General features: G+C 41.7%; 25 protein-coding genes and 1 riboswitch. Of the genes, 9 read left to right on the top strand and 16 right to left on the bottom strand.

The window, feature by feature from the left end; all coding sequences use genetic code 11:
• The first annotated feature begins 127 nt into the window (after window positions 1-127).
• Complete coding sequence (mreBH, locus tag ACFOZY_RS06920; protein WP_378153710.1) at window positions 128-1,135, top strand: rod-share determining protein MreBH; 1,008 nt, start codon at window positions 128-130, stop codon at window positions 1,133-1,135.
• A 75-nt stretch (window positions 1,136-1,210) separates the two neighbouring features.
• Window positions 1,211-1,777, top strand: coding sequence for a beta-class carbonic anhydrase (locus ACFOZY_RS06915; protein WP_378153708.1), 567 nt, complete (start codon window positions 1,211-1,213; stop codon window positions 1,775-1,777).
• A 181-nt stretch (window positions 1,778-1,958) separates the two neighbouring features.
• On the opposite strand, the gene ACFOZY_RS06910 is transcribed toward ACFOZY_RS06915, so the two are convergent.
• The gene (locus tag ACFOZY_RS06910; protein WP_378153706.1) at window positions 1,959-2,516 is read right to left on the bottom strand and encodes a GNAT family N-acetyltransferase; all 558 of its coding nucleotides are present in this window, start codon (window positions 2,514-2,516) and stop codon (window positions 1,959-1,961) included.
• Window positions 2,513-4,309, bottom strand: a complete 1,797-nt coding sequence (locus tag ACFOZY_RS06905; protein ID WP_378153704.1) for a M3 family oligoendopeptidase — start codon at window positions 4,307-4,309, stop codon at window positions 2,513-2,515. Before ACFOZY_RS06905 ends, ACFOZY_RS06910 begins: the two co-directional genes overlap by 4 nt.
• Window positions 4,310-4,465: 156 nt before the next feature.
• On the opposite strand from ACFOZY_RS06905, the gene ACFOZY_RS06900 reads away from it, so the two are divergent.
• Window positions 4,466-5,185 (top strand): hypothetical protein, encoded by a 720-nt coding sequence (locus ACFOZY_RS06900; protein WP_378153702.1) that lies wholly within the window; start codon window positions 4,466-4,468, stop codon window positions 5,183-5,185.
• Window positions 5,186-5,529: 344 nt separating this feature from the next.
• On the opposite strand, the gene map is transcribed toward ACFOZY_RS06900, so the two are convergent.
• Window positions 5,530-6,279, bottom strand: coding sequence for a type I methionyl aminopeptidase (map, locus tag ACFOZY_RS06895; RefSeq protein WP_378153699.1), 750 nt, complete (start codon window positions 6,277-6,279; stop codon window positions 5,530-5,532).
• 85 nt (window positions 6,280-6,364) lie between these two features.
• Window positions 6,365-6,946 (bottom strand): energy-coupled thiamine transporter ThiT, encoded by a 582-nt coding sequence (thiT, locus tag ACFOZY_RS06890; RefSeq protein ID WP_378153697.1) that lies wholly within the window; start codon window positions 6,944-6,946, stop codon window positions 6,365-6,367.
• Between the two features lie 96 nt (window positions 6,947-7,042).
• Window positions 7,043-7,152: riboswitch (TPP riboswitch) on the bottom strand.
• 125 nt (window positions 7,153-7,277) lie between these two features.
• On the opposite strand from thiT, the gene ACFOZY_RS06885 reads away from it, so the two are divergent.
• Together ACFOZY_RS06885 and ACFOZY_RS06880 are read left to right on the top strand one after the other, a co-directional pair.
• Window positions 7,278-7,628: a magnetosome magnetite crystal formation protein family gene (locus tag ACFOZY_RS06885; RefSeq protein WP_378153695.1), complete on the top strand. Its 351-nt coding sequence runs from the start codon at window positions 7,278-7,280 to the stop codon at window positions 7,626-7,628.
• Between the two features lie 62 nt (window positions 7,629-7,690).
• Window positions 7,691-7,828, top strand: a complete 138-nt coding sequence (locus ACFOZY_RS06880) for a hypothetical protein (RefSeq protein ID WP_378153693.1) — start codon at window positions 7,691-7,693, stop codon at window positions 7,826-7,828.
• 17 nt (window positions 7,829-7,845) lie between these two features.
• Here ACFOZY_RS06880 and ACFOZY_RS06875 read toward each other — a convergent pair whose 3' ends face one another.
• From ACFOZY_RS06875 to ACFOZY_RS06835, 9 genes are all read right to left on the bottom strand, one after another.
• Window positions 7,846-8,727, bottom strand: coding sequence for an SGNH/GDSL hydrolase family protein (locus ACFOZY_RS06875; protein ID WP_378153691.1), 882 nt, complete (start codon window positions 8,725-8,727; stop codon window positions 7,846-7,848).
• A 12-nt stretch (window positions 8,728-8,739) separates the two neighbouring features.
• The gene (locus ACFOZY_RS06870; RefSeq protein ID WP_378153689.1) at window positions 8,740-9,969 is read right to left on the bottom strand and encodes an aminopeptidase; all 1,230 of its coding nucleotides are present in this window, start codon (window positions 9,967-9,969) and stop codon (window positions 8,740-8,742) included.
• Between the two features lie 6 nt (window positions 9,970-9,975).
• Window positions 9,976-11,118, bottom strand: coding sequence for a DEAD/DEAH box helicase (locus ACFOZY_RS06865; protein ID WP_378153687.1), 1,143 nt, complete (start codon window positions 11,116-11,118; stop codon window positions 9,976-9,978).
• Between the two features lie 140 nt (window positions 11,119-11,258).
• Window positions 11,259-11,963 (bottom strand): cysteate racemase, encoded by a 705-nt coding sequence (gene cuyB / locus ACFOZY_RS06860; RefSeq protein ID WP_378153685.1) that lies wholly within the window; start codon window positions 11,961-11,963, stop codon window positions 11,259-11,261.
• Window positions 11,964-11,966: 3 nt separating this feature from the next.
• Window positions 11,967-13,193, bottom strand: a complete 1,227-nt coding sequence (locus ACFOZY_RS06855) for a carboxylate--amine ligase (RefSeq protein WP_378153683.1) — start codon at window positions 13,191-13,193, stop codon at window positions 11,967-11,969.
• Between the two features lie 136 nt (window positions 13,194-13,329).
• A complete protein-coding gene (locus ACFOZY_RS06850; RefSeq protein ID WP_378153681.1) occupies window positions 13,330-14,808 on the bottom strand; it encodes an amidase family protein in 1,479 nt (492 codons plus the stop codon).
• An 88-nt stretch (window positions 14,809-14,896) separates the two neighbouring features.
• On the bottom strand, window positions 14,897-15,040 hold the full coding sequence (locus ACFOZY_RS06845; RefSeq protein ID WP_378153679.1) for a Fur-regulated basic protein FbpA: 144 nt from the start codon (window positions 15,038-15,040) through the stop codon (window positions 14,897-14,899).
• A gap of 61 nt (window positions 15,041-15,101) precedes the next feature.
• Window positions 15,102-15,650 carry a VanZ family protein gene (locus tag ACFOZY_RS06840; protein WP_378153677.1) on the bottom strand — a complete coding sequence of 183 codons (549 nt, stop codon included), beginning with the start codon at window positions 15,648-15,650 and terminating at the stop codon, window positions 15,102-15,104.
• A gap of 4 nt (window positions 15,651-15,654) precedes the next feature.
• Window positions 15,655-16,212 (bottom strand): nucleotidyltransferase family protein, encoded by a 558-nt coding sequence (locus ACFOZY_RS06835; protein WP_378153675.1) that lies wholly within the window; start codon window positions 16,210-16,212, stop codon window positions 15,655-15,657.
• Between the two features lie 219 nt (window positions 16,213-16,431).
• On the opposite strand from ACFOZY_RS06835, the gene ACFOZY_RS06830 reads away from it, so the two are divergent.
• Genes ACFOZY_RS06830 through ACFOZY_RS06820 form a run of 3 tightly spaced genes read left to right on the top strand, consistent with a single transcriptional unit; the run spans window position 16,432 to window position 20,041 of the window.
• The gene (locus tag ACFOZY_RS06830) at window positions 16,432-17,430 is read left to right on the top strand and encodes a TAXI family TRAP transporter solute-binding subunit (protein ID WP_378153673.1); all 999 of its coding nucleotides are present in this window, start codon (window positions 16,432-16,434) and stop codon (window positions 17,428-17,430) included.
• A gap of 29 nt (window positions 17,431-17,459) precedes the next feature.
• On the top strand, window positions 17,460-19,421 hold the full coding sequence (locus ACFOZY_RS06825) for a TRAP transporter permease (protein WP_378153671.1): 1,962 nt from the start codon (window positions 17,460-17,462) through the stop codon (window positions 19,419-19,421).
• Window positions 19,418-20,041 (top strand): hypothetical protein, encoded by a 624-nt coding sequence (locus ACFOZY_RS06820; RefSeq protein WP_378153669.1) that lies wholly within the window; start codon window positions 19,418-19,420, stop codon window positions 20,039-20,041. The genes ACFOZY_RS06825 and ACFOZY_RS06820 overlap by 4 nt, the downstream gene beginning before the upstream one ends.
• A 123-nt stretch (window positions 20,042-20,164) precedes the next feature.
• Here ACFOZY_RS06820 and ACFOZY_RS06815 read toward each other — a convergent pair whose 3' ends face one another.
• From ACFOZY_RS06815 to ACFOZY_RS06805, 3 genes are read right to left on the bottom strand one after another with little or no spacing between them, the layout of a single operon-like run.
• Window positions 20,165-21,064 carry a glycine betaine ABC transporter substrate-binding protein gene (locus ACFOZY_RS06815; RefSeq protein WP_378153667.1) on the bottom strand — a complete coding sequence of 300 codons (900 nt, stop codon included), beginning with the start codon at window positions 21,062-21,064 and terminating at the stop codon, window positions 20,165-20,167.
• Window positions 21,061-21,912 carry an ABC transporter permease gene (locus tag ACFOZY_RS06810; protein ID WP_378153665.1) on the bottom strand — a complete coding sequence of 284 codons (852 nt, stop codon included), beginning with the start codon at window positions 21,910-21,912 and terminating at the stop codon, window positions 21,061-21,063. The genes ACFOZY_RS06815 and ACFOZY_RS06810 overlap by 4 nt, the downstream gene beginning before the upstream one ends.
• Entirely contained in the window at window positions 21,913-23,154 is a 1,242-nt protein-coding gene (locus tag ACFOZY_RS06805) for a quaternary amine ABC transporter ATP-binding protein (RefSeq protein ID WP_378153663.1), read from the bottom strand.
• Window positions 23,155-23,373: 219 nt separating this feature from the next.
• Between ACFOZY_RS06805 and ACFOZY_RS06800 the strand changes: the two genes are divergently transcribed.
• Window positions 23,374-23,922, top strand: a complete 549-nt coding sequence (locus ACFOZY_RS06800) for a GbsR/MarR family transcriptional regulator (RefSeq protein ID WP_378153661.1) — start codon at window positions 23,374-23,376, stop codon at window positions 23,920-23,922.
• Window positions 23,923-23,977: the final 55 nt, after the last annotated feature.

Genomic DNA, 23,977 nt, shown 5'->3' with positions numbered 1-23,977 from the left:
TCATCCCCTCCCTTTTACTCATTTTTTATTGAAATAGTTGATACATCCCAGTTAATACCATATGAGAATAAAATTAAAATCTTCTATAATAAGTGAGTGCAACCTACCTGTAAGGAGGAAATTTATCATGTGGTCAAGTTTAGATATTGGAATTGATTTAGGAACTGCGAATACATTAATTTATACAAAAAATAAAGGAATTATCGTAAATGAACCAACCGTTGTTGCGATTGACAATAAAACCAAAAATGTAGTTGCTGTAGGCACTGAAGCAAAAAGCATGATTGGTAAAACCCCAATGAGTATTTCAATTATTCGTCCGTTGAAAGATGGTGTAATTGCGGACTTTGATATAACGACAGAGTTCTTACGTCAAATGATGGCGAAGGCCGGAAAAGTCTTAGGAAACTCTATTCGCAAACCGAGGGTGATGATATGTGTGCCTTCAGGAGCTTCTACAGTGGAGAGAAAAGCGATTGAAGATGCGGCTCGATTCAGTGGAGCCAAAGATGTGCACCTCATAGAAGAAACTGTAGCCGCTGCAATCGGCGCCGACCTTCCAGTTGCAGAGCCTGTCGCAAATGTCATTATCGATATTGGCGGTGGGACAACTGAAGTCGGTATCATCTCTTACGGTGGAGTAGTTTCCTCCACTACCGTCAAAATGGCTGGCGATCGAATGGTCGAGGATATCGTTAACTTTGTCAGAAAACAATACAATGTCCTGATTGGTGAGCCCACTGCAGAATTGATCAAACAAGAAATTGGCTATGCTCTCATTCCACATAAAGTTGAAACGATCGAAGTTCGCGGACGTGATGTAGTAACCGGACTTCCTAAAATGATTGAATTGAAGTCTACTGAAATTCAAGAAGTATTAAAGGAACCATTATTGGCAATTATGGAAGCAATCCGCTCTACCTTAGAGTTCTGTCCGCCAGAATTGTCCGGAGACATTGTTGATCAAGGTGTTGTACTTACTGGTGGAGGCTCAAAGCTAAAAGGAATGGTAGAGTGGCTTTCTCAAGAATTATCTGTACCCGTCCATCTTGCACCGGAACCTCTTGAATCAGTAGCAAAAGGTACCGGAAAGTCTCTACTAATGATTGACCGTCTAAAGAAAAAAGCAAACTGATAATTTGAAAGTGGTCATACCACTCCTGTTTATGTACAATTAAGATTGAAATCTAAGTAGTAAGGGAGTATAGAAATGACACTTTTACATGACATTTTAAAACATAATGAAACATTTGTAGCTGAAAAACAATACGAACAATATGCAACTTCCAAGTTTCCTGACAAGAAAATCGTTGTACTTACTTGCATGGATACAAGATTGATTGAGCTTTTACCGAAAGCGATGAATTTTAAAAATGGTGATGCAAAAATCGTAAAGAGTGCCGGTGCCATTATCAATCATCCTTTCGGCGGAATCATGAGAAGTATCCTTGTGGCTGTTTATGAATTACAGGCCGATGAAGTATTTGTTGTTGGCCACCATGATTGCGGCATGAGTTCCATTGATCCTGAGAAGATGATGGAAAAAATGAAAGAGCGTGGGATATCAGAGGAAACGTTCGCTACCCTAAGAAATGCAGCTATTGACCTTGAGGAATATTTAAGAGGTTTCGAAAATGTCGAAGAAAGTGTTCGACATAGCGTAGAAATGCTTAAAAGCCATCCATTAATGGATAAGAAAGTCCCAGTTCACGGTTTAGTTATTGATCCTGCAACGGGTAAACTGACAACTGTGGAAGACGGTTATTCGACAAAGTAGAATTCTATTTCCCGGGAAATCGACACTAAATAATAGGTAAAAAGAGGGCATCAGTCTATGACCGATGCCCTCTTTTGCGTAACAATAATTAGTTGTAACAAAGTGTCTTAGTAATTATACACGCCTAATACTGGAACCACTGTCTCATCTTGACGACGGCATGCCGCCAAGCCTTCCCTTTTCAAAAGTCCTTTTCTAAGACAGCATACATGTAGTGATCTTCCCACACACCGTTAATATAGAGAAGTTCTTTGAGCAGGCCTTCACGTTGAAGTCCTGCCTTTTCAAGAACTCTTATGGAACCGGCATTTTTGGGAGAGACATACGCTTCAATCCTATGAAGGCCTAAATCTTTGAAGGCGAATTTCAATACTAATTTAACCGCCTCTGTTGCATAACCTTTTCCAATTTGTTGTTCGTCGATGGAATAACCGATGAAACCGCTTTGGAAAGGTAAACGCTTAATGCTATACATAGAGATATGACCAACAAGTATGCTGGTCGAAGAATCAAATATTCCAAAGCTGTATTCTCGTTTGTCCCTCATCTGATAGAGAGATTCCCTTATTTTTTCGCGTTGGACCGGGACCGTGTAATAGGAATTATGATGTTTCGGTTCATAGATGGACCAATAGAACTTATTTCGAATCAGTAATTCCGTCAGTGCTCCGGCATCTTCTTCTTTTAATATCCGCAAGTAACATTTCTTGCCTTCAAGTAATATCAAAACGATTTTCACCCTTTAGTTAATGTCAAAAATTCCTCCACGTCTTTCACACATAATTGTACACCTTTTTCCCAAAAAGCACGTTGTGTTACATCTTCACCTAAATGTTTCATGGCAAGATCTTCAACTGTCATGACAGCTGTATCACGTAGAAGCGCGACATACTTCTCTTCGAAGTTTGTCCCTTCTTCCAATGCTTTTGCATAGATACTCAAGGAGAACAAGTACCCAAACGTGTACGGGAAGTTATAAAACGGCACTCCCGTTATATAGAAATGCATTTTAGATGCCCAGAAATGCGGATGTGCTGCATCCAAAGCATCGCCATATGCTTCTCGCTGAGCTTCTTCCATTAATTCGTTCAAGCGGCTTGCAGAAACGATTCCATTCTTCCGCTCCTCATAAAATCTTGTTTCAAATAAGAAACGAGCATGGATATTCATAAAGAACGCTACACTTCGCTGAATCTTATCTTCCAGCAAAGAAAGCTTCTCTTCCGGCGAATCCGCCTCTTTAACGGCTGCATCTGCCACAATCATTTCAGCAAAGGTTGATGCTGTTTCCGCAACCCCCATTGCATATAGACGGTTCATCCAATGTACTGGCCGAAGCGCATAAGAATGGAATGCATGACCTAATTCATGAGCTAAAGTTGAAACATTGGACATGGTCCCGCTATAGGTCATGAAAATCCGGGATTGATTCGACAAAGGCATACCTGTACAGTAGCCGCCTGGTTGTTTATGTGGGCGGTCTTCTGCTTCAATCCAACCATCTTCAAGAGCCGTTTTGGCCAAAGAGGTTAATTCCTTACCGAACTTTGAGAAATGCTTCAGGATGAATTCTGCACCTTCCTGATACGAAATCTTTTGGGTAGAAGATGTGATCGGGGCATCGAGATCATACCAATTCATTCTTTCCTTCCCTAAAATCTTCGCCTTCTGATTCAGGTAGTCAACAAATGGCTGCTTATATGCAGTAATAGCATCCCACATTGCGTCTAGTGTTTCCTGTTTCATACGATTGATTTGTAACGGTTCGGAAAGAACATTGTCCCATCCACGTTTTTCGTATACCGATAAACGGAATCCTGCCAGATGATTCAATGTTTTAGCAAAGAAGTCCTCTTTCTGTTCAAATGCACTTTCGAGCGCATCGAATGCTTCTTTACGGACATGAGGATCAGGGTTAGAACTTAAGTTATTGGCTTGGCCAACCGAGAGTTCCTTTTCCTCCCCGGCAATTCTAACTTTTACCTTCATTTCTCCGATCAAAGCATCGTAAAGTTCTCCCCAAGCGTGGTACCCATCCACACCTAAAGTTGTTACTAAGATTTCTTCCTCTTCGGATAAAAGAAGTTTTGATTTAGTTCTCCATTCATTCAGAACGAATGTGAAAGGTGATAATTCGTTTGACTTTAATAGTTCTGACCATACACTGTCATCCGTTTTTGTTAATGTCTGTTGTAATTTTAAGAGAGAAGTAGATAGATTTGCTCGTAATGACGCAATTTCACTGCCTAATAATACTGCCTTTTTGTCAGTCGTATTCTGTGCAGCGAGGCAACCGATGACCGCCCCAGCTTCTTGTAAGTTCATCGCCGTATTTTTCAGTTTTTCGATGAGCTTAGCAACCTCTTCGGCCTGATCACCCGAAGAAGGAACGTTAAATTGTTCTACATCAGTTCTCAGTTTTTTTAACATTTCAGTTGTTGTGTTCAAGTGTTCCCTCAGTTGAGTAGATTCACTTCCACCTTTAAAGAACACGTCTAAATCCCAAACTTCTGGATACATCGTTTTAGTCATTCCATGTACCTCCTGCGTCTAAATTTTCCGAAAACATTATTAGTATAGCATGTTCTTAGCATTAACGGAACAGATTCCAAATTGTACAAAAATATTCACATAATCCGTTTGTCGCTTCATTCTTTCTATGTATACTATTAGAAGGGAGGGTTGCTCATGCCGCAAATTTTACTGATGTCCATCATGCTCATATTACTTGCTGCATTTAATTTGGCTGCAGACTTATTTAAATTTAACGGTCACACGACAGCCGAACTGACAAACTGGCTACCCGTCCTGATTACACCAGTTGTAGTGACGTATGCAATTTGGATTGTCCTCTACGCCCTTCTTGCGGTTTGGATTTATCGTCTATATAAAAAACGGCACGACCAAAGTCAAAAACTTACAATGCGCAGCATTCTTTTCTCGATTAGCTGTCTTTTAACAATTACATGGAATTGGTTTTTCCACTTCGAACTTTACTTTTGGACAATCATCTTCCAATTCGCTCAATTGCTATCCATATTTGCACTTTACTTAACCTATGGTAAGTTAAAAAGTAACTGGCAGGATAAGCTTCCTATTTCAGTATTTTTCAGCTGGTCCATTATGGTATGTATGTTCAATGTCGCTTTAGCACTCACCTACTTTGAATGGAGCGGTTGGGGTATAAGCGATCCACTATGGACGGTCATTTTCTTAACAGTTGCGGCTGCAATCGCACTGCATTTCCGCTATCACTATCATGATATAGCCATAGTGGTTATATTCGTCTGGACATTCCTTGGGATTGTACTGCAAAATGGCATAGATGAATTACTTGTTTCTGCAGCTTCTTTATTCCTTTGCGGTGTAATGATTTTCGGAATACTGTTTATTAAAAAAGAGGCATAGGCCAACAGGACGTTGGTCCAAAGGCGTTGTCGCAGGACGCGGCGCTTTTAGCCTTTGTTCCCTCAGACAGGACGTTGGTCACAAAGGCGTTGCCAAATAGCTTCCTGAATCCACTTCTTTGCAATTTTGCGACGAGCGAAGCGGTGGAGCAGCCAGGACGCGGGCCAACACTATGTTGGTCACAAAGACGTCGCCGCAGGACGCGGCGTATTTAGTCTTTGTTCCTTAGTCTTTGTTCCTTAGTCTTTGTTCCTTAGCCTTTGTTCCGCCTATTTATCCAGAGTTCTTATACCTTTTCTATCTGTTAAAAAGAGGCATAGCCAAAATGGCAATGCCTCTTTTTCTTAATCTAATTTTGTAATTAGTAATGGTTCCCCATTTGTCACAATTACGGTATGTTCAATTTGAGCAACCAATGACTTATCAGGTGTGACGAATGTCCAGCCATCACCTGACTCCACAATATGCTCAGCTTTTTGTGAAATGAACGGTTCAACAGCCAAGACCATTCCTTCTTTTAAGATGGTCGGATCCCACGCATCGTAGTAATTTAAAATATATTGAGGTGCTTCATGAAGGGATTTACCCACGCCATGGCCAGTCAAGTTTTTAATGACATGCAAGCCATTTGCCTTCGCTTCACGTTCCACTGCTTTACCGATTTGATTTAGACGTGATCCTACTTTCACCTTCAACATCGCACGGTCAAAGGAACTTTGCGCTACTTCACATAGTTTTTCTTTTTCCGGATATCCATCACCAACAACAAAAGAAATCCCCGTATCTGCAAAATACCCGTTATATGAACCAGAGACATCCACATTCACGATGTCGCCTTCCTGAATTACCCGATTACCTGGAATACCGTGTGCCACTTCTTCATTGACGCTAATACATGTGAAACCTGGGAAATCATATTCCCCTTTCGGTCCCGATACGGCACCGTTTTCTTCAAACATGCGGCCAGCCAAGTCATCTAATTCCTTCGTTGTAACACCCGGCTTAGTTGCATTCTTTAACGCATCACGAATCTCAGCCACGATTCGGCCGATCATCTTTAAATTTTCAAAATCCTCTTTTGTTTTTGCTATCATTTATAAGATTCCCTTCTTTTAGAGCTCTTCTTAACTATATCATAAGAAAAGATGACTACCCAAACATAGTCATCTTACCTAATCATCAGTTATTTGGTTGTAAAAGTCTTGGCGCAGTCATGAAAAGAATCGAACAGACAATTGCACCTAACAAGAATACAGGGATCATGTAAGTTGAATTGTAAATTAAAGAATACAGGACCACATTTTGCTCTCCGGCAAACTCACCGAAGAAGAAGATGCCGGTAATTACATGAACAATATAACGTAAGAATGACCCGACAAATGCGCCACTTACTACTGCTATGACCATTCCCTTTTTATGATCCAAATCCTTCGCCTGGAGGAAGCGGTTTCTAAAAAGTCCGGCAAACCCGATGACGATGAACGCAATTACATAATCCAATCCGACTTGTAAAATAACAAAACCAAAAGATAACGGGGCAGCATAGAAGTTACCCGTTATTAGCTGTAGTAATCCTACGATGAATCCTGTTAATACCCCTGCCCAAACACCTCTTCTAAAGGCCATTAATAGTATGGGCAGCATCACTAAGGTGATTGACCCGCCCTGTGGCATTTCAAATACCAAGAGCCGATCAAGTACAAAGCCGAGAGCACCAAAGATGGCAATCTCCATTAACATCACTAATCTTTTATTCCTCATTTTACGTTCCCCCAGTTCCGATGATTGACACAAGGGGCTCACGATAGGCCGGTAAATAAAAAACGACGCCACGGACAGAGCCGGACATCGAGTATTGTCGGTTTCTATCCACATCCCTACGCAAGCACTAACTTACAGGTTCAAAGGGTCTTGAACATGGCACTGTTCAATCTCAGCCGTCCTAAACGGCTCCCCTTGTGGGTCTTCATCGATTATTCTATTCGTGCCTATTGTACACAATTTGCAGAAAAGAATCAACATTTCCTTTAATCTTTGAAACTTTTCTCTCAAAGTTGTGTAGACTATAGTATACGTTAGGAGGTTGATATAGATGGATAATAACCGTGTCCTCGCTGCATTATGCTATTTCAGCATTTTGTTTGCACCGTTCTTATTACCTATTATTGTCTTTTTTATTGCACATGATAAAGAAGTGAAGATTCACGCAAAGCGGGCATTATTATCACATCTGATACCGGTTGGACTTGGAATCATCGGATTCCTTTTACTCATTGCTGTTTCCTTCCAGTCGATGAATATGAATTATTATGATCCTTACGCTGATTCATCCGGTTTCTTCTGGACTGCTGGTCTGCCTTTCATTTTCATGATTGCTTATATTGTAGTTTCCCTGATTATAACGGTTTGGAATATTTACCAAGGAGTCAAGGTACTTCGATGAGTTTCACTTGATCTCTATACGGGAATCTTATTGGTATAGGCGAATTAACAGGAGTGAAATATATGAAAATGAAACGCTTAATCAAGACTGCCATTAAGTGGGCACCGGTCATTTATCCGATAGCCCGGAAATTTCTGAGTTCCCGTAAACAAAAACAAGTGATCAATTCAAAGGATTATAAAAACCGGACTTTTCAATAATAGAAAGTCCGGTTTTTTTATGTCCGATGAAGTTCATCGATCATTACATATAAGTTAGGTGTCAAGGGTCCTTTACTGGCCGTTTCATCCTCTTTTGGAGTGTTCATTTCCTTGCTTAGTTCCTCGAAAGATTTTGGCGCAGGCTGTGGCAGTTCTGATTGGCTTACTTGAAGATTTCCTCTTGTCATGACGTCAAAAAATGAGTTGGCCATAATCCGGTAACCTTCCATGTTCGGATGCACATCAGCCGGGTTCGGGATATAGTCTTTTGCATTTTGTTCGAACCCTTTTGATACATCGACAAACTGTACATCTGCGATCTCGGCCACGTTTTTCAGAATCTCATTTAAACGGTTCAATTGACGAGCAGTGCCGTTCTTTTGAGCCTCTAATACGTGTGGATAGGGAAAATAATAGCCCATAACGTAGATTTCTGCTTTGGGTGCCCTACTTTTGAGTTCCGAAATCATTTCAGCCATGTTAATCCTTACTCTATTTAGAGCAAAGTCAGCCTGAATCTGCTGGAATGACAAGGTGCCTGAACGACTATCATGACGGACCATCCGAAGCAGGTCATTCGCTCCAGCAGAAATTGTAATCAGATTTGCCTGGCCAAGTATTTCCTGGGTCTCTTCTCTCTTAACTGTCCGTACTACATCGTTTGTTGTGTAACCAGGGAATGACAGGTTTTTAGTAAATGCAGCGACCGGCAAATTCCGTGATAATTCTTGAGCGATCAAGTCACTATAACCAGCATCTATTTCTTTGTTTGGCGTTTGTCCGGCTGCTAAAGAATCACCGATCGCGACATAAACGATCGGGTATTTTTGCTCCGCGAATACTGGCAATGGCGTAAGTAAGAGAAAGACAGCGATTATAAGAAAGGCTATTTTTTTCACTCGATCATCCCTTTAGAATGCCCAATTTCCCTTACGGAAGATTGGTTCTAATGTTCCATCAGCCAGCTCTCCATCGATATCCATTTCCGCACTGCCGACCATGAAATCCTCATGCGTAATAGATGTATTGAGTCCTACTGAAGGGAGTTGGCTTTCAGTTAAATCACGACCGCCTTCAACATTCGTTCCATAAGCTCCACCAAGTGCTAAGTGGTTGGATGCATTCTCATCAAATAATGTATTGTAGAACAAAATGTTGGATGACGAAATGGGTGATTCGTGTGGAACGAGGGCTACTTCGCCCAAGTAAGCTGAACCTTCATCCGTATTCAGCAATTCCTTTAGCAAATCTTCCCCTTTTTCCGCTTTTACATCGACCACTTTTCCATCCTTGAACGTTAAGACGAATCCATCGATTACATTTCCGGAATATACGAGAGGCTTCGTGTTTGAAACAGTTCCGTTAACCCCAGAACGAAGCGGTGCAGTGTACACTTCCTCCGTTGGCATGTTGGCTATGAAGGGTACTCCAGCCGGGGTTTTACTCGCACCACTCAGCCATATATGCTTTTCTGCTAACTCAATTGTCAGGTCTGTCCCAGGCGCTTTGTAGTGGAGCTTTTTATAATGTTTTTCATTCAGCATGGTGGCTCGGCTTTCTAACTCTTCAATATGGGTATGCCATTTTTCAACTGCATTCCCTTCACCAATTCGGACGGTGCTAAAGATTGTTTCCCATAACGCATTTACTTGTTCCTCTTCAGGAAGATGAGGGAATACTTTCTTTGCCCATTTTTCAGAAGGAATCGCAATAATGGACCAAGCAATCTTGTCAGACATCACCGCATTCCGGTAATTCTCCAATGCTTTCCCTCCCGCCTTCTGCTGTGCAGAAATCCGGGAAGACGGAATCCCTTCCAATAGATCCGGGTCTTCGGAGTCAATCCATAACAAAGCACCATTTTTTGCAATCAGTTCATCACGTTGCTTCGCTGCCCATTCTGGATAGTGGTTAATCTCTTCTTCTGAAGCATTTTCGTAAAACGCTCTTGATACAAATTCATCTGTAAAATTCACGGTAACACGGGACGCCCCTGCCTTGTAAGCTTCCGCTACTACAAGACGTGCAAACTCTACGGCATCCGTTGTAGTATTGATCAGTACTGGCTGCCCTTTTTGGACATTCATTCCGACTTGTACCGCAAGTTCAGCATACTGAGCTAATTTTTCATTGAAATTCATAAATGATTATCCCTTCTTAGAAACGGTTTTTGAGTTCCCCTCAATAATCTTTCCTTTATGCCAAATTTTCTGCACGGGTTTTTCTCCAAGTGACTTGGTCAATTTTTTATAATCCTTTTCGTCGTTATACGTCAGAAGTGTCAGTACTTCGCCATCGGCTCCTGCTCTTCCTGTCCGTCCAGACCTGTGTAGATACTGCTCCGTCTTTTTCGGAACATCGACGTGAATTACATGTGTAAGGCCTTCGATATCAAGACCACGTGCAGCCACATCTGTGGAAAGAAGTACACGAACTTCCCCTTTTCTAAATGAATCCAGAGCATTTTTACGCTCTTCTTTTTTCATTTCAGAATGAAGTGCCACAATTTGTGCATCCCGGAATTTCAGTTTCGTCTCCTTCATCAACAATTGATCCATATGATTTACGAAAGCTAATGCACGAATTCCTTCTATATGGGAAATCCGTCTTAAAAGTTCAGTTTTATCTCGCACGTCAACCTTTATGAAAGAGTGAACGACCGTGCCTAATTCCGGAAGTTCTTGTGCTTCAACTTTTATATGGACCGGTTCATCCATCATCCGATCTGCAACTAGTTCAATTTCTTCCGTAACTGTTGCTGATACTAATACTATTTGCTTTTCCGGGTTTGCCTGGTCAATAAAAGACTTTGAAACTACGCGATGCTCTCGGCTCAGTAACTGATCCCCTTCATCCAATATGAGGTATCGGATGTCATGCATCTTTAACTTTTTTGCCTTGATGAGTTCATTCAGTCTTCCAGGCGTACCGACAACGATCGTTGGTTTCTTTTTAAGCTTTTCAATTTGCCGCTGCATATTGGCTCCGCCAATTAGCTGTGCCACCGTTATAGGCGTCCCCTCAGTCCATTCCCTTACGACTTCGACGATTTGCATGGAAAGTTCCTGTGAAGGCGTGACAATCAATGCTTGAGTTTGTTGTCGGGTGCCGTCTACTAATTGGAGCAATGGGAGTACGTAAGCTAATGTCTTGCCAGTGCCTGTAGGGGATTGAGCAACGATATCCTTACCTTCAAGCATTTCTGGAATCATTTTTTCTTGGATCGGCATAGGGGACTCGAACGTCCATTTTTTCTTGGTTGATTCATTGAGCAATTGTAAGAAAGACATTGAATTCTCCACCTCTTATCTAATGCTTTTAGTGTACCATAAATGCCTTCAAAGTCAGTGAATTGGACAATATCCACATGAAAAAGAGCGACTGTCCATTAATCAGTCGCTCTTCTTTCTAATGAAGTTTTCTACATATTTCATTTTTTATTCAATTCATAGCCGCAGGCAAGGATGGACTCTTCGGCTAAGACTAACATAGAGTCCAAGTAAAGTTCTTGTAGGTTAAGCTCTTCCCTGACAATCGATAACTCAGTACACCCTAAAATAACCTTGTCACATTTTTGTTCGACCATATAGAACTCAATTTCCGTCCATAATCTCCGATCAGCCGGTTTGTTTGCTTTGACATAATCATAAATGATAGACATAACTTTTTCCTGAGTTCCTTCATCCGTTACGACTGGAACAATCCCTGCTTTTTTGCAGGCATCTTGATAAACACCAGCAGTAATTGTTCCAGTTGTACCCAAAATACCGAGACGCTTTACTCCGTCTTCGGATGCACGTTTAACTGTTTCCTCAATCATGTTTAGGATAGGAACGGGTGAAGCTTGCTGCATTTCTGAGTAGAAGCTATGTGCTGTGTTGCATGGGATTGCAATAATTTCCGCTCCGATCGATGTCAGGCGTTGTATGTCTTTAATCATAACCGTCACAGGGTTCGGTTTTGTTCGATCAAGTACGTACGCTGTACGATCCGGAATCTTCGTATTATTGGTTATGACCATGTCAACGTGTTCCTGGTCTTTAGATGCGTTTGTCCGCCTTACAATCATTTCACCTAAAAGCATCGTCGCCAAGGGGCCAACCCCTCCGACGATGCCAAGTGTCTTCTTCTCCATACGTTATGACAAACCTTTGTTGTTGAAGTATTTTTTGTATTTTCTATAGTAGTTCAAGTTGTTAAGCTTCAACTTCATCCAGCGTTTCGGGCTGAAATCTTCTTTGTAAAACAAGGAGTTTGTCGCCTTTCCTTCCTCGATGAGGCGCTTAGCCTCCTCTTTCATTTGTTCATTTTGTGCATATTTGAATAGAACACCGGGAGGAATAATCAGCCACAAATGTTTGTTTTTCGCATATGTCAACTCTTGCGGAAGGTTTAAAATATGATCATCCGCTACATATTTCATCAAGTTATAACCGCTTGCCGTAACATAATAGCTGCTCCGTCCGTTACGCAAGTTAATTTCGAACAGCTTGTACTGTCCGTCTCGCATGTCATATTTCATGTCAAAGTTGGCGAATCCGGTATAGCCGATATCCTCGAGGAAGAAGCGGACCTTGTCCAGCAATTCTTCATCATAAGTATTGATGATTGCTGCGTAACTCCCGATCCCTTCTGGAGAATGTTCTTCCAGAATCGGATTACCAAGAGCCATAAGCTTAACTTTTCCGTCTTTTCCGACATACGCATTCAACACACGCATATAGGAATCATCACCTGGGATGAATTCTTGGATGGTCAAGTTATCCTGATAGGATGAGCTATAGATGGCATCAATAATTGCCGTCTTTTCTGCTTCATCATGTGCCACAAATACTTTCTTTTTCCCCGGGAATGAACATTTCCAGTATTCTACTGAATTTGACGCTTTAATGATGATCGGGTAGTCGAAATCGAATGTAAAACTATGACGTGTATCGAAGGTGCAAAGAGTTGTTTTTGGATAAGCAAAACTATACTTCTCACACATTTCGTAAAAATTCTCTTTTAACACGATCCGATCCATTAAATCTTCATCGATATACGGAATGGCAAAATAACTTTTGAGAGTGGGCTTGTTTTTAATGATTAGCTTGGCATAATCATCTCCACATGCCAACAATAATAGATTTTGATCCTTGAACTCTTCTGCAATCTGTTTGAGAGCAGGTATAAAATAATCCTGTTCATTGAGATTAGGGATTACACGGAAATTCAAAATCTTACTATCTTGAGTAGCAGTTAAATTTGCACGACCTAATACAAGCGGTTTAATTCCATAAGCCTCATGGAAAGCACGAGCCATTCCATAGGCATTCATATCTGATCCTAATAATATCGGCAGGAAAGGTTGTTTTCTATTATTCATTGATTACTTCACTCACTTTTGTGAATTTAATTGCTTTTCCATTCTATCACATCTAATATGTGTGTCGCCATGCGATGAAGGTTGCATATGCATATTTAAGCCTTCAATACCTGTCTTGGTCATTTATTGCAATTGTTCACTGATTTTCGTCTTCCTCAAGCCATTGAGGCTTTCTTCTCGCTTTCGTCGCTTGCTCAAAAGAATAGGCATACGCAATGAGATTAGGCTCAGCAAACGCTCGACCTGAAAATGTTATATTGAAAGGTTCCCCTTCCCCTGTAAATCCTGCAGGCACAGTAATTGAAGGGTATCCAGCAGCAGCCCCAAAGCTGCAACCATGGTCTTGCGGAAAAACAAGTGCTGCTACGTCATGCTTTTCCAATGCTTCGCCAAGAGCAATCTCACCCGCTAAGTGGCGATTGCGTTCAAGAGCTTCAATATACTCCCGTTCTGTTAAGGTACCACTGATACGATCGGAGCTCTCTAACAGGCTTTGACCAAACTGTAAAGTCTCTTCCGAATGACTATTGTTGAACTGTATGACATCCTGCAATGAACGGATTGGGTTCGTTGGTGTGGTCTTGGCCAAGTACGCGTTTAAGTCGGATTTAAATTCGTGGAGCAGTACATCGTAACCTAAATCATTTTCCATCGTACCAAGGTCGATTTCATCGACAATAGTCGCTCCTAATCGTTTCAGTTTTTCAATTGCTTGTTCAAAGATTTCCAAAGTTTCCGTTTTGGTTTCTTTTTCAAATATTTCACGTGCAATTCCAAGTCGGACGCCTTTTAAAGCGTTCTTATTAAGACAAGCTAACCAATCGACACTTTCCCAAACTGTAGATTTAATCGTAACCGGATCTTCTTCGTCATAGCCGACCATTTCCGCGAATGCGATTGTTACATCCTCGACTGTCCGAGCCATAGGACCTGGCGTATCCTGTGTGTGGGAGAGCGGAATGACACCTGTTCTACTGATTGCGCCAACTGTTGGTTTTAGACCAACTATTCCATTTTGGGCAGATGGATTCAAGATGGATCCGGAGGTTTCAGTTCCAATTGAAAATGCTGCCATGTTGGAAGCGATGGCTGCACCTGATCCAGAGCTCGATCCACCGACGTCAAATGGACCGTACGGATTTTTTACTTGGCCACCACGGGAACTCCAGCCATTTGTCATGCGGTCGGACATAAAATTCGCCCATTCCGTCATATTCGTTTTCCCTAAGATGACTGCCCCGGCATCTCGAAGCTTTTGGACTAAAAAGGCATCTTTTTCAGCAAAGTGGTTTTGCATCGACAATGAGCCAGCACTCGTATGCATATGATCTCCTGTATCGATATTATCTTTTAATAAGACGGGGATACCATGTAACGAAGATCTTGGTCCTTTAACAGAACGCTCGTAGTCTAATGCCTGTGCAATTTGAAGGGCTTGAGGATTAATTTCCAAAACAGCATTCACATTAACATCTCGTAAGGAGATATTCGCTAAATACATAAGTGTCAATCCTTCAGAAGACAGTTCTCCTGACTCCATTTTTTCTTGCATCTGACCAATTGTTGCTTCATCCAGCCAGTTATCCCGTAACTCTTCCAATTGATTAGACTTCATTCCCGTTACCTCCGCTTGAATTCTTTTCTTTCATTTTACATTTTTGTTCCGAAAAGAAAAAATTCCAGTGTTCATGACACTGGACGTTTTAACGATATTTTACCGTATATTCTTTCATTAACTCATAGGATGTCAATTCATATAATTGTTTTCCATTTACTTTAAAAATCCCATTCTCTAAAAGATGTTTAATGATTTTTTCTTTCACTTTCGAGTCTTCTTGCGCTTTCATGCTGACTACTCCTTCTTTCTAATCTCACTCTTATTTTTACCCGCCCTAAATTAGACTAAAACTACCTGCTAAATTGTTTAAATCTTTTGGCAGTAACAGCAGGTATACATCTGTAAATTCCATAACCGATTAGGGCACCAAAGGTATTGAGTATTAGATCATCTATATCACTGCTCCGATCCAATGCAAGCTGTGTAGACTCAATGAATAAAGAAATAAGGAAACCTGTCAAGATTGCCCTCTTTGCATTGAACCGTCCCCAAAGAAGCGGAAGAAGTAAACCAATTGGCATAAAAACAATGATATTGCCCAAGAGATTTATGGTGAAAGGTTCCCAAAATCCCGCATCTTGAATGGCATTGAACGTATCAACGAATACCTTGAATGGCACCGAGTTCACCGCTGTTTGTTGATCCGATGCGTCTTGGTCAAATGTTAAAGCGAATAAACCGATGATAAAAGAGAAGAACAGAACCACACCTGCTTCATGTAATGGAGTTATCCTCTCATTCCTTAAGTTTAACCATAGGAAGCGAATAACAACAAAAGTAGGCATGGCAATGATTAAATAGCTGAACATCGAAGCAATGTATTCAATGATCGTATCCATTCAATCACTCCCGACAGACTTTTAGCCCTTTCCAATTCTGTTCCCATTTTTTCGTATTGAGTCTTGTTTCAAAAATGGACATTAACCGTGTCTTTTTAAATGGCGGTGTGGGCCTAATAATTCCATTCAGGACATCCTCGGTCCCCCATGGGGCTATAAGAATGATGTTCCCGGATTGATCTAATTTCACACCAAGAGCCGTAGCTGTTTCGGGGAATTTTGATATTCCATCAGCTGAAGAGCTGTATGGAGGCACGCCATTCAACACATGCATTCTCGCCTGATTCTTGACTGACCATCTCGGCCCCGGCATCATTGAACAAAGTTGTTTTTCATAGAACTTCTCAATTCGTTCCTCAATATTCCCTGGTTCAAAATATATGACGTCTATATCATCTAAAAGGGTTCGTTCCCCAGTTCCGAATCGGACATCCCATATTTTTGAACGTACAAATCCTGCACAAATCCACCAATCGGGAAGACGTAAAATATCAACTGCTCGAAGAGTTTCCATCATCCATTCATCTTCCCGAATCATCTTTACTATTTTTTCTTCATTCAAATTATCCCACTCCCTTGATGACTACTATTCTACCAATGTTTTAACCTATTTTGCCCGCTAAAATTATTAGAAAATACTGAATTAACGTTGCAATTCATCTTTCTTTAAAAGTATAATAATGTTAACTCTTCTAATTGAGCAGCAATTACTCCTATGGCTTCCACTTCATTTGAAAACGCTATCATTTTGAAGGGATTTACTATTTCTGGGGGGATGAACTTGAAAAAGAAGAAGGCATTAGGCTTCAAACTACTAGTTATTGGATTGGCGTTCCTACTTGCCGCATGTAGCGGCGGAGGTGCTAAAAACATCGCAATCGGACCGCCTGCGAGTGAGACGAACAACGTTTCAAAACTCATTTTGGAAGCTTATGGACTTGGCGAAGGGGATTACAAGGAATTCCAAGAAGGTTTCGGTGATGCAGCTGACGGCGTACAAGACGGGAATATTGACATTTCCATCGGGATCTTAGGATTGCCTGCAGCAAGCATTGAAAGTTTACAAGCTTCTGTTGGGGATGTTGTAATGATGAGTCTTTCTGATGAAGCAATCGACTATATAGAAGAAAATAGTGGTTACAGAAAACACATCATTCCGAAAGAAACCTATGATTTCTTGGATTCAGATATCCAAACGGTCACTGCTTATGCAATTCTGATGGCAAACACAGATACGATCGATGAGGACCTTGGATATGAGCTTGCAAAAATCATGATTGAGAAAGCAAGCGAAAATACACATGCGCAGGCCAAACAAATGATTTTAGAAAACGCATTGAAGGGTGCGGAAGGTCTACCGATCCACCCTGGTGCGAAAAAGTATTACGAAGAGCAGGGATTAACAGTTGATAATCCTGTCGCTGAAATAGGTGCAACCGACCGCAAAAATGAACTGATCTTAGGTACAGGTAGCCAAGGTGGTACGTATTATCCACTTGGAGGCGAAATGGCAAGCATCTGGAATAAGTATATTGACGGTATTAACGTCACAAATACAGAAACAGGAGCATCCGTTGAAAACTTATCCAGTATCCGGGATGGAAATATGGATTTGGGTATGACGGTTCATGTTCCAGCCATGCTGGCAGTCAATGGGGAAGGTGCTTTCGAAGGAAGTGCAGTGCCGAATGCTGCTTTCATCGGTCACATTTATCCTGAAGTCGTTCAAGTTGTGACACGTGAAAATGCTGGTATTAAAAGCTTTGATGATTTGAAATAAAACGTTACACAGAATAGAGAGGTGGCTCGATGAGTGACAAGCAAACCGTAAATGCACAAGAGATGTTAGAGAAGTACGACAAAGAAAACCAATACCGGACAAATATCGGCAAGTGGGCATGGGTTGTGACATTTTTAGGTGTCGCTTTGACCGCCTTCCATCTTTATACGGCCTATTTTGGGGTCCTGCCATCCCAGAAACAAGGAGCTGTCCATTTAGGGACAGCTCTCGGCATTATTTTCCTTCTGTATCCTGCTAAAAAAGGGCTGCAGAAAATTCAAAAGACTGTTCCATGGTATGATCTCGTCTTAGCTTTCACGGCCATGTACGTGACTTACCACAAAATCATTTTCTTCGATTCGATTCTGCAAAGCAGAATCTCCGGCTACAGTATGATGGACACAGTTATTTCTATTTTAGGAATTGTATTGGTATTAGAGGCTACACGAAGGACAGTCGGTCTTCCAATCGTCATTGTTGCCTCTGTAGCGATTTTGTATGCGATTTTCGGAAATCTAGTACCGACAAAAATACTTTCTCATCCGGGATTTTCGGTTGACCGTACCGCCACTACTCTTTGGTTCAAAGAGAGCGGTGTTTTTGGAACCCCGATTCAGATTTCTGCTAAATTCATTTTCCTGTTCCTATTCTTTGGAGTCATGCTGATTCAGACGAATATCGGAAAGTTTTTCAACGATGTAGCATTCTCATTAACTGGTCGGTACACCGGAGGTACGGCGAAAACAGCCGTTGTTGCAAGTGCCCTTCAAGGAACCGTTTCCGGTAGTTCAGTAGGAAATACAGTAGCTACAGGTTCATTTACAATACCGATGATGAAAAACGCCGGATTCAAACCTGAGTTTGCTGGCGCCACAGAAGCAGCGGCTTCTACTGGAGGTCAAATCATGCCACCTATGATGGGAGCTGCCGCTTTCATCATGATGGAATATTTGGGTGTATCCTACAGTGTGATTATGCTTGCTGCCTTAATTCCAGCCATCTTGTATTTCACTGGAATTTTCATTGGAACGCATTTCGAGGCAAAAAGGCTTAAAATTTTGGGATTACCAAAGGATCAGCTTCCTTCGTTCACAAAGTTGATGAAAAAGAACTGGTATATGATCATACCTTTGGTCGTCATTATTACGACCATCATGTCTGGGTTTACGCCACAACGGGCCGCATTGTTCGGTATACTTTCTGCCTTTGCAGTCAGTTTTGTTCAAAAAGAGACCCGAATGTCATGGCGGAAAATCATTTACGTCATGGAGCAGGGTGCGAGAGTAGCGCTTCCCGTAATTGCTGCAGTAGCTGCTGCAGGAATCATTGCCGGAGTCGTCAGTATGACCGGACTTGGAGCGAAGTTTGCAGCTGGTGTCATCGCATTGTCTATGGGGCACCTAATCTTGGCCCTCTTCTTCACGATGATTGCTTGTATCGTATTAGGCATGGGGCTTCCGACTACAGCTAACTATGTGGTTACGGCTACCATTGCTGCACCTGTACTCATCAATGAATTCGGAGTTACTCCGATTGCTGCCCATATGTTCGTATTCTATTTCGGAATTGTAGCTGACATTACCCCCCCTGTTTGTTTAGCAGCTTATGCAGGGGCAGGTATAGCTGGAGCTAATCCATTTAAAACAGGGGTGACCGCCGTTAAATTGGCAATCGCAGCGTTCATCATCCCGTTCATATTCGTCTATAATCCGATACTGGTCATGGTCGATGTTGAACCGATTATGCTCATCGTCTCAATCTTTGCAGCACTCATCGGTATGATGGGAGTCAGCAGTGCTCTAATCGGCTACTTTATAAGAAATTCAAGGCTTTGGGAACGAGCGATCCTCCTCGTTGGCGGATTAATGTTGATCGTTCCGGAAATCATTACGGATGTCATCGGATTATCATTAGTAGTAGTCGTTTGGTTCGTCCAGAAACAACGGTCTGATGAAGATATAGCAAAAGTAAAGGAGCGTATCGCAGTTTGAAGCTAACAACATCGAATAACGATACGAAGATATTCACAAGGATGCTGGCAGTGCTTACTGTCAGCTTTCTTTTCCTTTCTTTCGGGTCTACAGCATCCGCGTCAATGGAACCTGCGGAAATACGAGAAATCAATGACCAAGCTCCCTATCATCTGATTGGGACTGTTACTGAGGACAAGCTGATCCAACAGTTATCCGTGTCAAAGAAGTCGCCATCCCAGCTTCGCATGATGACGATCGAATTAATGGAGCTCAATCGTGCCCCGACAAACGAACCGCTGAGAACAATTGAAGCGACGTATACGTATAGCCCGCCATGGGTCAGTCGTGATGGTGGGAAAGGGATGGATATTGCTGTCGGAGATGTCATTGAAGTTTGGTTGGATGAGGGAGAGTTTGGATTAGAGCCTGCTATCGGGGGAGATTCTGTTCAGCATGTTTTTTATGTGAAAGAACGGCCGATTCATATTCGGGAACCGATTACTTCAAAAGCATTGCATGTAACTGAATCATTTCTACAAAATCCTCATACCGTTGGTAATTCCGTTGTCATCACGGGTCTACTCATATTATCTGCCTTATTGGCCTTCTTAGGTCGGCGAAAACTAAAGCATAACTAACTAAAAAAAGAATCTGCCACCAACTGTAGAGTGAGCATTGCCCAATTAGGCTTTGCTCTCCTCCTTACAGAAGCGGCAGATTTTTTTATTGTGATTCACTTAACGATTTGGAATGGTATTGACTTACTTGGCTAAGTCTTCGATTGAATCGATTTCCATGTATGTTGGAACGACTAAACCAATTTTTACTCCAGTCATACTAATTCCTAAATCTTCAAATTTACCATCAAATTCTTTTGCATACGTTGCATGCGTTAAAGGTAACCAGGCTGCAAGTGAAGCATCTGCACTACCATCAGCAACAGCTGTCCACATTGGTCCAGCCTCAACTTGTGACATTGTCACATCATACCCGATATCTTCTAATACCAATTTCATGACATTTGTACTGGCAATCTCACTATCCCATGCCACGTAAGCAAGTTTAATTTTATCTCCGTCTACTTTTTCAACACCGTCTGTCCATTCTGCAACTTTTTCTGGATTTGCATCAATCCAATTCTGGGCAGCAACTTCCGGCTTTTCTCCGTCTTTAATTTCAATCATGACTGCACCCATATCATCCTCTGACCAATTAAAGTTCGAAAGGATTTGATGAGCTTCCGGCATGTCTTCTTTCAGTCCAAGACGGCCAATTGTATGGATTTCTTCCTCTCCACCGTATACACCTTTTGGATCTTCAAGATATTTCAAATCGTATTCAGCAAATTTCCAGTGAGGTGTCCAACCTGTTACAATGATTGGCTCCTCTGCATCATATGCTTTTTTTAGAGCTGCAGTCATGGCTGCGCTTGAACCAGATGTTACAGTCCAATCCTCTAAACCATACTCATCAATTGCTTTTTCAGTTGCTTGCATAATACCGGCACCTGGGTCAATTCCGGTAATCTTATAGTCGAGTTTTTCACCGACAGACTCGCTTGAAGATGAACTATCACCCTCTGCATCATTTCCACAAGCTGCTAAACCTGCTGTCAATAAAGCGATTGCTCCTAAACCTACTAACTTCTTTTTCAAATTCATATTGTTTTTCCCCCTACTTTTCTTTTTCCTGCGTGTTGTGTAATTCTATCTAAAATGATTGCCACAATGACAATCGATAAGCCAGTTTCAAAACCGACTCCGGTTTTCAACTGCGTAACAGAACGGTAAACTTCTTCACCGAGACCTGGTGCCCCTACCATGGAGGCAATAACCACCATGGAGAGTGAAAGCATGATACTTTGGTTCACACCCGCCATGATCGTCGGTTTCGCCAAAGGTATTTGAACCTTGCCAAGCCGTTGCCACGTAGTAGATCCAAATGCTTCCGTCGCTTCAATCAGCTCACTTGGAACTTGTTGAATTCCCAACATAGTCAGCCGAATAGTTGGCGGCATTGCAAATATAACGGAAGCGACAACCCCTGGCACAACTCCAATATTAAAGAAGAAGATTGCTGGGATTAAGTAAACGAAGGCCGGCATCGTTTGCATCAAGTCTAAGATCGGATTGATAACCTTACGGACCTTGCTGCTCTGAGAACCCCAAATTCCTATTGGAATCCCGACAACCACTGCAAAGAAAACGGATGTCAGCACCAACGCCAACATTTGCAGCATTTCATACCAATAACCTAAATAGTCGACAAATAACAGGCCGATCAATGTAAAGATGGCAACCTTACGTGTTGAGATCAACCAAGCAAGTGCGGCGAATAAAACAGCTAATAGTATGGAAGGGACCATATTTAATAGATCGACCGAACCTTCGACTACACCTTCCAAGAAATCTGCGATTCCATCGAAAACAGTTCCGAAAGTTGCTACTAACCAATCTACTAACTGATCTATCCAGTCCGCGAACGGAATACGAGGTAATAGTTCATCCACCTACATCACCTCCAATTCAGAACTTGCTTCTACAGCTTCTTCCGCTTTTTCATTAATAAACTGGTCATCTCCAGCTAAAGCTCCAATTAATGCACCTCGGATAATAATTCCTAACAGTCTTTGGTCTTCGTTAACCACTGAGACTGGGATTGTAGCCGTTGATACCGTGTCAAACAAGTCTGTTAACACTGTATCCGGAGTTACTTTTACTATATCCGTGATCAGCACATCCCGAAGAGAAAGATCCTCTTCCACTGCTTTTAGTGCATCTTGAGCAGTAACTGCTCCTATCAGTTTGTTTCCTTTATCAACAACGTAAATAGAAGAAATTCCAAGCTGGTTCATTAAACGTAGAGCAACACGTGGACCACGTTCAATCGGTACAGAATCCGCCTTTTTCATAATGTGGCCGGCCGTCAGAACTTTTGATAAATCTACGTCCTCGACAAACCGTTCTACATATTCATTGGACGGGCTCATTAAAATTTCTTCCGGTGTTCCAATTTGGACGATTTCCCCATCTTTCATCAAGGCGATACGGTCGCCGATCCGAAGTGCCTCATCCAAATCATGGGTAATGAAAATAATCGTTTTCCCCACATCACTGTGTAACTGCAGGAGTTCGTTTTGCATGTCTTTCCGGATGAGAGGATCCAGCGCACTAAAAGCTTCATCCATCAGCAATACATCAGGATCTGTTGCAAGTGCCCTTGCAAGTCCTACACGCTGCTGCATACCTCCGCTCAATTGGCTTGGATATTGAGTTTCGTAGCCTGCAAGACCTACGAGTCTCAACGATTCCGTTGCCTTTTGACGACGCTGTTCTTTTGGAACACCTTGAAGTTCCAAACCATATTCCGTATTCTCGATAATCGTCTTATGCGGAAAGAGAGCAAAGTTCTGAAACACCATACCGATTTTCTTTCTTCGTACTTCTCGGAGCTGTTCTTTGTTCATCTGCATGAGGTCTTCACCATCCAGCAATATTTTCCCGGATGACGCATCAATCAGACGGTTGAGCATTCTCACCAATGTGGATTTTCCACTTCCTGAAAGTCCCATGATGACAAAAACCTCTCCATCGTACACATCAAAACTTGCATTTTTGACCCCAACAGTTGCTCCTGTTTGTTTTAGGATTTCCGCTTTCGTTTTCCCGTCAGAAATCATTTGTGTTGCTTTTCTTCTGTTCTTACCAAATATTTTCGAAGCTTGGAGAACTTCTATTTTTTTAGTTCTCATTTCCCCGTTCATATTCACACTCCTTTTGCTTAACTCCTTAATTAGTATAAAGGTAATATAAAATGAAAACAACTGTTCAAACTTTTTATTTAGTTCATACAGAAAAAACTGTACGAACTATAATTATTATAAATTGCATTTTAAAAGTGGGTATAATACATTTAGAATATTAAACACATGCTGTAATTATGAGCCATTAATAAGTGGAGGGACATCATCATGGAAGGCAAAGAACGCTTAGAAAAAGCCCGTGAACGTATTATTGAAACGATTGCACAAAATATTCATCTATACGGTTTGGCTCCTTCAGTAGGCAGACAGTACGGGGTCATGTATTTCCATGATGAACCGTTGACTCTTGACGAAATGACCAATCTTTTAGGTATGAGCAAGACGAGTGTCAGTACTTCTGTCAAGGCGTTAAGCGACCTGAAACTGGTTGAACGCGCCTGGAGAAAAGGAATTCGAAAAGATTTGTATCAAGTAACGGACGATTGGCATCAAAATTTTATTGATCTGTTCTCGATCAAATGGCGCCGATCCGTTTCCCTCCATAACGCAGCCATAAAAAAATCAATAGCTGAGTTGGAGACACTCATCCAAGACCCAGAAATATCTGCTGAAGTGAAAGAGTTCGCGGTTGAGGATATTGAGAAGCTGAAAAGTATGAAAGCGTATTATGAATGGCTCGATCGGTTAGTGGATGCTTTCGAGGACCAAGAAATTTTCAACTTGGTTCCTAAAGAACCGGGTTCATCGGACAAGTGATTCATATGTAATAAAAAACAAGGCTCCTCAATCGAGAAGTCTTGTTTTTACTTTT

The sequence above is a fragment of the Chungangia koreensis genome (assembly GCF_042651785.1).
In the GTDB taxonomy this organism is placed as follows: Bacteria; Bacillota; Bacilli; order Bacillales_A; family Planococcaceae; genus Chungangia; species Chungangia koreensis.
The sequence above is the reverse complement of the archived record's forward strand: the minus strand, read 5'-3'. Positions and strand labels throughout refer to the sequence as shown.